The sequence below is a fragment of the Muribaculum sp. genome, from assembly GCF_029051885.1.
Lineage (GTDB): Bacteria > Bacteroidota > Bacteroidia > Bacteroidales > Muribaculaceae > Muribaculum.
This window is the reverse complement of the sequence record NZ_JAIDKI010000100.1, coordinates 1-9,675: the sequence shown is the minus strand read 5'-3', so window position 1 is coordinate 9,675 and position 9,675 is coordinate 1. Positions and strand designations below refer to the sequence as shown.

Below are 9,675 nucleotides of genomic sequence, written 5' to 3'. Positions count from 1 at the left end.
CCCTGGAAGCCCTGTCCGTGGCGTGCCTCGTCCTTTGCCATTTCGTGTACGGTGTCGTGGATGGCGTCGAGGTTGAGTTCCTTGGCGCGCTTGGCGATACGCATCTTGTCGGCATTGGCACCGGCTTCAGCGGCCATACGCTTCTCGAGGTTGGTCTTTGTGTCCCATACTACATCGCCGAGGAGTTCGGCAAACTTGGCTGCGTGTTCGGCTTCTTCAAAAGCATAACGCTTGAAGGCTTCGGCCACTTCGGGATAGCCCTCGCGGTCGGCCTGACGCGACATGGCAAGGTACATGCCTACTTCGGTGCACTCGCCCATGAAGTGTGCGTTGAGGTCGGCGCGCATCTGGTCGTCGGTATCTTTGGCGATGCCGATTACGTGCTCGGTCACAAACTGGAGAAGTGCTGTTTCGTCGAGTTCCTTGAACTTGGATGCGGGTACACCGCACTGGGGACACTTTTCGGGAGCTGCGTCGCCTTCGTGAACGTAGCCGCAGACTGTACAAATGAATTTCTTGCTCATTTTCTTGTAAATTATGTGATTGGTTTCCAATATGCTATATGATTCATGCCATTACGCATGTCAGAGGTGTATTCTCCAAGCATCCTTATGGTGTGAATCAGGTCATATCTTATGATATTTTGGTTATGAGGATATGAGGTTTCTGTAAGGTAAAATTACAAAAATTACCCAATATCGCAAAATAAGTAAGGAAAAATCTGAAATATTATTGTCGGGGCGACTTCTCAGTCAGGGTCGGTTGATTGAGAGCATGTTGCGAGGCCGATTTCGGCCATGGCCTGGGGGAGCAGCGGCCGCGACGGGTCGAGGCGTATCACCGACGGGTCGCGTTTGAGCCATGTGAGCTGTTTCTTGGCATATACACGTGTGTTTTTCCCGATGCGGGCCACTGCGGTGTCGTAGTCCATGGTGCCGTCGAGATATGCAAACATTTCTTTGAATCCGACAGTGTTGAGCGAGTTGAGCCGGCGCATCGGATATACTTTCCTGGCTTCGTCGAGCAGACCGTCGGCCATCATGCGGTCGACTCTGCCGTTGATGCGGTCGAACAGCACTTCGCGCGGATGGTCGATTATGAATTTGAGTGTGCGGAACGGGCGCTCCCTCACGGCTCCGACTCTGAGTGACGAGTAGGGCACACCGGCCTCGATGCTTATCTCTATGGCATGGATGAGGCGCCGTGGATTTGACAGGTCGGCTCCGGCGAGATAGTCGGGGTCGAGATTGCGCAGTGTGGCGCGCAACCCCTCGAGCCCTTCTCTCTCGTATAGTGCGAGGGTGTCGGCGCGCACCTGTGGTGAGACGGTGGGGAGTTCGTCGATACCGCGACACACAGCATCGACATACATCATTGAGCCTCCGCACATTACGGCGCATCCGTCGCGTTGGAAAAGCCGTGGGAGCAGTTGCATCACATCCTCCTCGAAGCGTGCCGCGCTGTAGTATTCGTCGAGCGCCAGAGTGCCGATGAAGTGGTGATGCGCGGCGGCAAGTTCGTCGGCCGAGGGTGCGGCTGTGCCTATGGGTATGTCGCGGAACAGTTGTCGCGAGTCGGCCGATATTATATCGCAGTGCAGAGCCTGTGCGATTTCGATGGCGAGCGATGTCTTGCCTGAGCCTGTTGGGCCCGTCACTACGATAAGCAGAGGTTTCATCAGTCTGTGTGTAAGATTTAGAGATGATTTCCGAGAATGTTTTTAGGCTTTCATTTTCTCTAAGATGCCGTCAGAAACAGATGTCATAATCCGGCCCGCAGCATGCCGCGGGCCGGATTATGACATGTATGTGTGTCAGGCGGTTGTGGAGCCTGGTGCCGGCCGGCTATGGTGGCGTGACTATCTGTTGGCTACGAGCCGTGCTATTTCTATGATTACTTCGGTGGCTTTCTCCATAGAGGGGATGGGCACAAACTCATAGCGTCCGTGGAAGTTGAGACCTCCGGCGAATATGTTGGGGCAGGGGAGACCCTTGAACGACAGCTGCGCTCCGTCTGTTCCTCCGCGTATGGGCACTACGATGGGATTGACGCCTACATTGCGCATGGCTTGCTCGGCGATGTCGACTACATATTTTACGGGTTCGATTTTCTCGCGCATGTTGTAGTACTGGTCCTTTATCTCGATGGAGGCGCAGTTGGGGAATTCATTGTTGATTTTCCGTACCAGATGCTCGAGTTCCTTTTTGCGGCGTTCGAAGCGGTCGCGGTCATGGTCGCGTATTATATATGTGATGGTGGTCTTCTCCACATTGCCCTCGGTGGCAATCAGGTGGTAGAATCCTTCGTATCCCTCAGTGTGCTCGGGTGTCTCCCATCGGGGGAGCATCGACATAAACTGATTGGCGATTCGCTGCGAGTTGATCATCTTGTGTTTGGCATATCCGGGGTGTACGTTTCGTCCGGTAAATGTCACCTTGGCCACTGCGGCGTTGAAGTTTTCGTATTCCAGCTCGCCGATTTCGCCTCCGTCCATTGTATATGCCCAGTCGGCGCCAAACTGCTCTACATCAAATTTGTGTGCTCCCTGACCTATTTCCTCGTCGGGGTTGAATGCGATGCGTATCTTGCCATGTTCGATTTCGGGATGTTGCTGAAGGTATGCCACGGCGGTGATTATTTCGGCGATTCCGGCCTTGTCGTCGGCGCCGAGAAGAGTGGTGCCGTCGGTCACAATCAGCGACTGGCCCTTGTAGTGGTCGAGTTCGGGGAATTCGCGCGGGCTGAGCACGATACCCTTTTCAGCGTTGAGTGTGATGGGCTGTCCGTCGTAGTTGTCGACGATGCGCGGATTTACGTGGCGTCCGCTCATGTCGGGCGATGTGTCGAGATGGGCGATGAATCCGACTGTAGGCACCGGGCGCGATGTGTTGGCCGGCAGTGTCGCCATGAGGTATCCGTTGTCGTCGAGCGTAATCTCGGTCAGGCCCATTTTATGCAGTTCCTGTTCGAGGTGCTGGGCAAATATCATCTGGCCCGGAGTAGAAGGCCACATGTTGGTGAGTTCGTCGCTCTGAGTGTCAAACTTTACGTATTGTAGAAATCTGTCGACTACGTTCATATCAGTAGGTATTAAGGTTGTTTTCACAAAGATAGTTTTTTTTCATGAATCACGGTTGCGGACATGTCGAAAATTTGACGGTGATTTGGCAGGAGACGCAATGATTTCATAGAGCTTGTTTAATAATAAATGTTGCCGCCAGGGTCGTATAGCTTGAGACGATTTTCGACATGTGACGAAGGAGTGTACTTTATGTACACGACTGAGGAACAGGGCGAAAAGCGGCCAAGATATACGAGACAACCGGTAATTTTATAATTCCTCACTCTCTTGCTGAATTTGAAATAAATGCAAAAATATATCAACGATATTAAACAAATTACCGCCAGTCGGTCAATCGCCGGCATCTTTCCGCCTGCTCTTCGGTCGTTATGGAACCCCATAACTCCCTCATCACAAGCGAAAATCTGCTCGACGAATGACCGCCCTGACGGTAACATTTATTATTAAACAAGCTCTTATATGAGATGCTCTAAAATGCTAACAATTAGAATATTGTTAAGCTACAATAAAAATATTGTAAAAATAATTGTGAAATTATTTGGTGAATTTAAATACATGGCGTATCTTTGCAATGTCGAAGGGTTGAAAATATATTATACACAGCTTCGGCAATAATCTATAAACCATCTTAATTTTATCAATGACTATGGACAAGACACAAATTCCGCCAAATGACAATGCTACGTCGCCATCTCCTGTCTGTGAGGCTAAAGCGCTGAAAGAAGCCTATATGAAAGGCTATCTCAAGGGCCTGAATGAGAGGGCTGCATCCGAACTGCACCGCCCCGATGCCGGTGAGGAACCGTATCCCGACGGTCAGCGCGGCACGCCTGTGGCCCAGGACCCATTTTTCCTTCCTGACGCATATTCGGTGTGGGACTGACCCTGCCGCATGTGATGCAATCTTACAACTATCTTTCTCTTTTTACTTGAAAAACACACTTTATCTTATTATCATCTTAATCTTTTTATTATGGAATCAGTTTCAACAACCCATGCAACCCATGTGTTAGGCGGTCCGCTTACAGCCGCCACTATAGAATCACTCGGCTCAGACATGATATTGCCTGACATTGACCGCCGCTTGCTGAAGATACGGCCAATGGCCACTCCTGTCGACCAGATTTCGCGCGCGGCCCGTAGCCGTCAGTCCGGCTCGATGGAAGTGCGCTACTACACTGTCGACAGCCGTCCGTCGTCGGCTGTAGTGGTTGCAATCGAGAGTGAAGGCAATGAGGACGAGTTTGTGATATCTCTTGGCGGCAGAAACGACTACAAGGCGTTTTCAAAAACCGATACCGTGCTCCTTACCGGTGGGATGGCAGGCGACAAGTCGCATACGTTTTATATCACCGAGTCAAGTATCAATGGGCTTTCGGTAATCTATGTCGGTCCCGACGAGAAATTTGTGGCTGACAATGAAGCGGAGGGTGAAAGCACCATTGTGCGTATGGGGCGCGCTGCCGCCGAACTCGACGTACAGACTCCTCAGACCACGTTTGTGCCCACGCCTGAAAAAAAATTTCTGTCAAATATTTAAGGCTCAAATAGAACAGGGAGCGGTGCTGACGGCCGCGCTCAAGCAGGCCGACATGTCGTTTACCGACCAGCAGGAGGCGGCCATCATCGACATGCGTATGGGCATGGAGCGCAGTTTCCTTTTCGGCTCGCGCAAGAAGTTGAGCGGTCCCGACGGAAATACCTACTTTACCGGTGGCATATGGCATCAGACCAAGCGCGAGTTCCGGCTCCCCTCACAGTTGTGTTCGGGTGATTTCGTAGAGCTGTGCCGTCAGGCGTTTACCGGCCACGGGGGGTCGGCGCGCAAGGTGCTTATTGGTGGCTCGAAGTGTGTGCGCACACTTGTCAATCCTACCAAGGATGCCACTGTGAAGCAGATGGGCTCGGTCGAGACCGAGTTGCACTGGGGGCTTAATCTTAAGGTGATATCGTCGAACTTCGGCACTCTCTATGTAGTGCACAGCGAGACCTTCGACCTTTGCGGACATGAGAACGACGGTATCGTAATCGACCCGGAATATCTCCAGAAGTACACCCATATTCCGTTTTCGGCCATGCTCCTCGACCTTAAGAAGAGCGGCCAGCGCAATTCCGATGCCGTAGTGCTTACCGAGGCGTCGTGCCTTGTGCTCCGTTACCCCGAAGCCCATATGCGTATCGTTGGCGGCAAGTGACGGCCTGTCGCACTCGCTTTTCAGAGAATGGCGCCATCCAGGTAATGGCAGCCATTCTCGCTGTAATTCTCAATAATTTACGCAATCTTTTTTAGAACAGTTACTTATGTCAGCTCTTACACTTGATATTGACGGTATGATGGCCGAATGGCGTCTGCGTGCCTTTCCCGAGGCTGTCAATTCGGGATGCGACGTGGTGCGCTTCGACGGTATCGACCTGAGCGCCCATCTGCAGGCGCGCATGCAGGCGTGGTACGATAATCTTATCCGCACTGCTCCAATTGAAATGCTTGCGCCGGTCGACATCTCGGCCGATGTAGAGGTGGAGATTCTGCCCGATGGCACTGGATGGTTCATGCTTCCTGACAATGTCGTGCGCCTTTCCTTTCTGTTGCTGCCCGGGTGGAACTGTCCGGCGCTGATTATTCCCGACGGGACTCTACCCGGAGCTTCGCTACAGCTGTCGGGGAGGCAGCGGTCGGACCACCGCGCTCCGGTGGCGGCAGTGACCGGACGTGCCGTGCGTGTGTGCTCTCCGGCGCCGGCATCTGATACCGGAGCTACCGTGCGTCCACTGTCGTGTCTTGCCGTTACCGACTCGCCCGGCGTCTACCGTATCGACTCTCTCGCTCTATCCACTATCAAACCAATCATCTGAGAGAGCCGTACACTTGTACGACTTTATAAAACTCTACAACTACTATGAACGACACAGTTTTATCCCGTGCCCGCGCGGCCTGGGAGTCGGGCGCCACACTGCGGGCGCGCCGTCTCCGCTACAAGCGTTACACATTCGGGCGTCAGTGGCTCGACCCCTGTCTGCTTGACAACGGCACTGTACGCAGCGAGGGCGACTACCTTATCGAAAATGGCTATACGCCTGTCACCAACAATGTTATCCGCCAGTTGGTAAAGACCATCACCGGATGTTTCCGCGAGAGTGTGGGCGGCGATCCGTTGCTGGCCGATACGGTCGAGACCGACGCGGCCACGTTTCAGGAATTTCTCATATCGGGATGCGCCATACAGCGTATCGCTCCGTCGGGAGCCCTCCCGAGGATAGTGAGCCCGGCGCGTTTCTTTATCGACCGCCTCACCTGCTCCGACGGTTCAGGGGCGGAACTTATGGGTGAGCTACATGATTTTTCGCTTCCGGCCCTTGTCGAGCGTTTCTCTCACGGCGACCCGGGGCGCATGCAGATGCTGCGCTCGGTGTTCCGACGACATTCGGCCGACACATCGCCCGACGCGCAGCTGCCCCGCACGGGCGAGAGTGCCGACGATGCGCTTACGTTCGACTCCTCGTCGCGTGCGGCTACGCTGAGAGTGTTTGAGATATGGACGCGTGAGTGCCGCCGCATGCTCCGTGTGCACGACCCCGCCGACGGGTCGCTCACCCTTGTCGCCGCCGACTCCGAGAAGCGGCTCCGTGCTGCCAACCGCAAGCGCGAGCGTCGCGGAGAGGTGGCGTTGCAGTGGCGCCTGTGTGTCGATGCACGCTGGGTGTGCCGGTTTATGACCACCGACGGACGTGTGCTCGACACCGTCACTTCATCGCGCCATCCCTATGCGATGTGTTTTTACCCGATGATTGATGGTGAGATACACTCTTTTGTCGAGGATATCATCGACCAGCAGCACAACATTAACTGGCTGATGACTCTCAACGACCGCATGCTCTCGCAGGCGGCAAAAGGTGTGGTGCTTTTTCCAGAAAATCAGTTTTCGTCGCAGATGCCTGCTGCTATGGTGGCCGAAAAACTGCGCGAGCCCGACGGTATAGTCATCTACCGTCCCGAGCCGGGTGTGCCGGGGCCGCAGCAGGTGATGACCGCTGTCAATTCGGTAGGCACGCAGCAGATGCTCGACACTCAGCTGCGCCTGATGCGCGAGGTGAGCGGGGTGGGGGATGCCCTGCGCGGCCAGACACCGGCGGGGGTGACATCGGCGTCGATGTATCAGAGCCAGCAGCAGGGACAGCTACTTGCTCTCCGCGACCTTCTCGACACATTCCGGGCCTACCTGCTGCGCCGTCGCAATGGATAGCGGCATGATGGCTCTCTTGGAAAAATCGTCAGGGCTTCGGCTCCGGCATAATCAGCAGACAATCATCAGAATTTATGAATTATTTTATTTTGAGAGAATAATATGTATAATTTTCATCAAAAATTATTAATTTTGCATTCTAAACTGTTGCGGCTCGTAACTTTCTGGATACCAGTGGCTTTGGATACTGTTTCTACTATATTCCGTAGCCTGGACTTCCTGAGAAGTTATGAATCGGTTAATAAAAAACTAATTAATATGGCAAATCGCAAGCTAAAAATCAGAGACCTAACGTTGCGTGACGGCCAGCAGTCGCTCTTTGCGACCCGTATGCCTCAGGCGTGTATCGACCGTCTGCTCCCCCTTTACGAGGGTGCCAACTTTTATATAATGGAAGTGTGGGGCGGCGCAGTTCCCGATTCGGTCATGCGCTATCTTGACGAATCACCCTGGGAACGACTTCGCATCTGCTCAAAGGCCATGAAAGGCCATTCGCTGCTCTCCGCTCTCTCGCGTGGCCGCAACCTTTTCGGCTATGTGCCTTATCCCGACAGTGTGCTTGAGGGTTTCTACAAGGAAGCTATCAAGAACGGTCTTAACGTGATGCGTATCTTCGACGCCCTCAACGACCTCGACAATGTTAAGGAGTCGATACGCATGATCAACGAGCTCGGCGGCATTGCCGACGGTGCTGTATGCTATACAGTCGACCCCAAGGAGGAAGCTCCCGCAGAGCCCGCCGAGAAGCCGGGATTCTTCGCACGCCTTTTCGGCAAGAAAGCCGAGGTGCCTGCCGCTCCTGAAAAGATATTTACCGATGAATATTTCGTGTCGAAGGCCAAAGCCATGGAGGGATATGGCGCCAAGATCATTACCCTCAAGGATATGGCCGGTCTGGTAAATCCCGCGCGTATCGCGTCGCTTATGCCCAAGCTGAAGGCTGCCGTAAGCGTGCCGGTGGATTTCCATACCCACTGTACACCCGGCTATGGCCTGGCATCGTCGCTTGTGGCCATTATCAACGGTGTAGACATTCTCGACACCAACATCTGGTGGTTCGGCGAAGGCTCGGCCGCTCCTGCCATCGAGCTTATCTATATCTTCTGCCAGAAGCTCGGCATCGAGCTTGAGGCCAACATGGAGGCTGTAGGCCGCATCCGCAATGAGCTGTACGACGTGCGCAAGCAGCTCGCCGCATTCGACCTCAACAAGGATCATTTCCCGAAAGCGTTTGACCCGCTGGCCGACAAACTTCCTGCCGAAATCGACGCCCTGTTTGACCGCGCCATCGCAGCAGCCAAGGCCAACGATGAGGATAGCCTGCTTGCCGCCTGCCATGCTATCGAGGAGTATTTCGGATTCCCCAAGCCCAACCTGCTCGTCAAGGATGCCGAGGTGCCCGGAGGTATGTATTCCAACATGGTGGCTCAGCTCAAGGCACTCGGTGCGAGCGACCTGCTCGACGACGCCATGCGCCTGATTCCCAAGGTGCGCCGCGATGCCGGCCTTGTGCCCCTGGTGACTCCTACCAGCCAGATTGTAGGCAGCCAGGCTGTAAGCGTGGCTCTCGACCGCAAGAAGGGAAATCCCGACTACAGCAACCCGTCAAATCAGTTTATCTCTCTGGTGAAGGGTGAATATGGCCATACTCCCGTGGCTGTCGACCCCGCATTCCGCGAGAAGATTGCCGGAACTCCTGTAGAGACACCCTACGATGTGACCAAATACAAGAAGCCCGAAAATCCTGTGCTTGAGGATATGGGCGGCGTGAAGCTCGCATCCAACCAGGAGGAATATCTGCTCCTTGAACTGCTCCCGACTGTGGCCAACGGCTTCCTGCGCAAGCGCCGTGCCGAGGAGTGGGATAAAACTCAGGCTGCCGCCGCTCCCAAGGTGGAGGAAAAGCCTGCTGTAGAGGAAGCTCCTGTGACAGGTCCCACTCTCAATGCTCCGATGGGCGGACGTATTGTTGAAATCAAGGTGAAGCCGGGCGACAAAATCAAGTTTGGCCAGACCGTGCTCGTGTACGAGGCCATGAAGATGGAAAATGACCTCGCGTCGGAGATTGACGGTACTGTAAAGCGTATCCTCGTTACTCCCGATCAGGTTGTCGCTACCGATCAGGCTCTTATCGAGTATGAGTAAATCATTCTGACAGATATCGTTGAGATATAATCCCCCGGAGAGCCGTGTGCGTTTGACCCCGGGCGCCGCCTTGTTTTGGTTTAAAGGGGGGCGGGAGGGCATTTCATTATAAAATGTTCCTGAGAAAATTGATGCTCAGTAGGAAAGCAGCTAGCGTGCACCTGTGAGGGCTGAGGGGTCACTGTGGGGGTCTGCCCAGAGGATCTA

The 9,675-nt window shown here is 54.0% G+C and carries 9 protein-coding genes; 6 read left to right on the top strand and 3 right to left on the bottom strand.

From position 1 onward, the window contains the following. The 3 genes from K2I50_RS04500 to pepT all read right to left on the bottom strand — a co-directional run. Positions 1-524: NADH peroxidase (locus K2I50_RS04500; protein ID WP_301025032.1), on the bottom strand; the 524-nt coding region annotated here is incomplete at its 3' end. 224 nt (positions 525-748) lie between these two features. Continuing rightward, complete coding sequence (gene miaA / locus K2I50_RS04495; protein WP_301025031.1) at positions 749-1,678, bottom strand: tRNA (adenosine(37)-N6)-dimethylallyltransferase MiaA; 930 nt, start codon at positions 1,676-1,678, stop codon at positions 749-751. A 180-nt stretch (positions 1,679-1,858) separates the two neighbouring features. Continuing rightward, positions 1,859-3,079, bottom strand: a complete 1,221-nt coding sequence (gene pepT, locus K2I50_RS04490; protein ID WP_301025033.1) for a peptidase T — start codon at positions 3,077-3,079, stop codon at positions 1,859-1,861. A 649-nt stretch (positions 3,080-3,728) separates the two neighbouring features. Here pepT and K2I50_RS04485 point away from each other — a divergent pair. From K2I50_RS04485 to K2I50_RS04460, 6 genes are all read left to right on the top strand, one after another. Next, complete coding sequence (locus K2I50_RS04485) at positions 3,729-3,965, top strand: hypothetical protein (protein WP_301025030.1); 237 nt, start codon at positions 3,729-3,731, stop codon at positions 3,963-3,965. A gap of 90 nt (positions 3,966-4,055) precedes the next feature. Continuing rightward, on the top strand, positions 4,056-4,622 hold the full coding sequence (locus K2I50_RS04480) for a hypothetical protein (protein WP_301025029.1): 567 nt from the start codon (positions 4,056-4,058) through the stop codon (positions 4,620-4,622). A gap of 22 nt (positions 4,623-4,644) precedes the next feature. After that, the gene (locus tag K2I50_RS04475; protein ID WP_301025028.1) at positions 4,645-5,277 is read left to right on the top strand and encodes an SU10 major capsid protein; all 633 of its coding nucleotides are present in this window, start codon (positions 4,645-4,647) and stop codon (positions 5,275-5,277) included. A 106-nt stretch (positions 5,278-5,383) separates the two neighbouring features. Then, positions 5,384-5,935 (top strand): hypothetical protein, encoded by a 552-nt coding sequence (locus K2I50_RS04470; protein ID WP_301025027.1) that lies wholly within the window; start codon positions 5,384-5,386, stop codon positions 5,933-5,935. Positions 5,936-5,979: 44 nt separating this feature from the next. Continuing rightward, positions 5,980-7,323 carry a portal protein gene (locus tag K2I50_RS04465; RefSeq protein WP_301025026.1) on the top strand — a complete coding sequence of 448 codons (1,344 nt, stop codon included), beginning with the start codon at positions 5,980-5,982 and terminating at the stop codon, positions 7,321-7,323. 258 nt (positions 7,324-7,581) lie between these two features. Beyond that, a complete protein-coding gene (locus K2I50_RS04460) occupies positions 7,582-9,468 on the top strand; it encodes a hydroxymethylglutaryl-CoA lyase-like TIM-barrel protein (RefSeq protein ID WP_301025025.1) in 1,887 nt (628 codons plus the stop codon). The last annotated feature ends 207 nt before the right edge of the window (positions 9,469-9,675 follow it).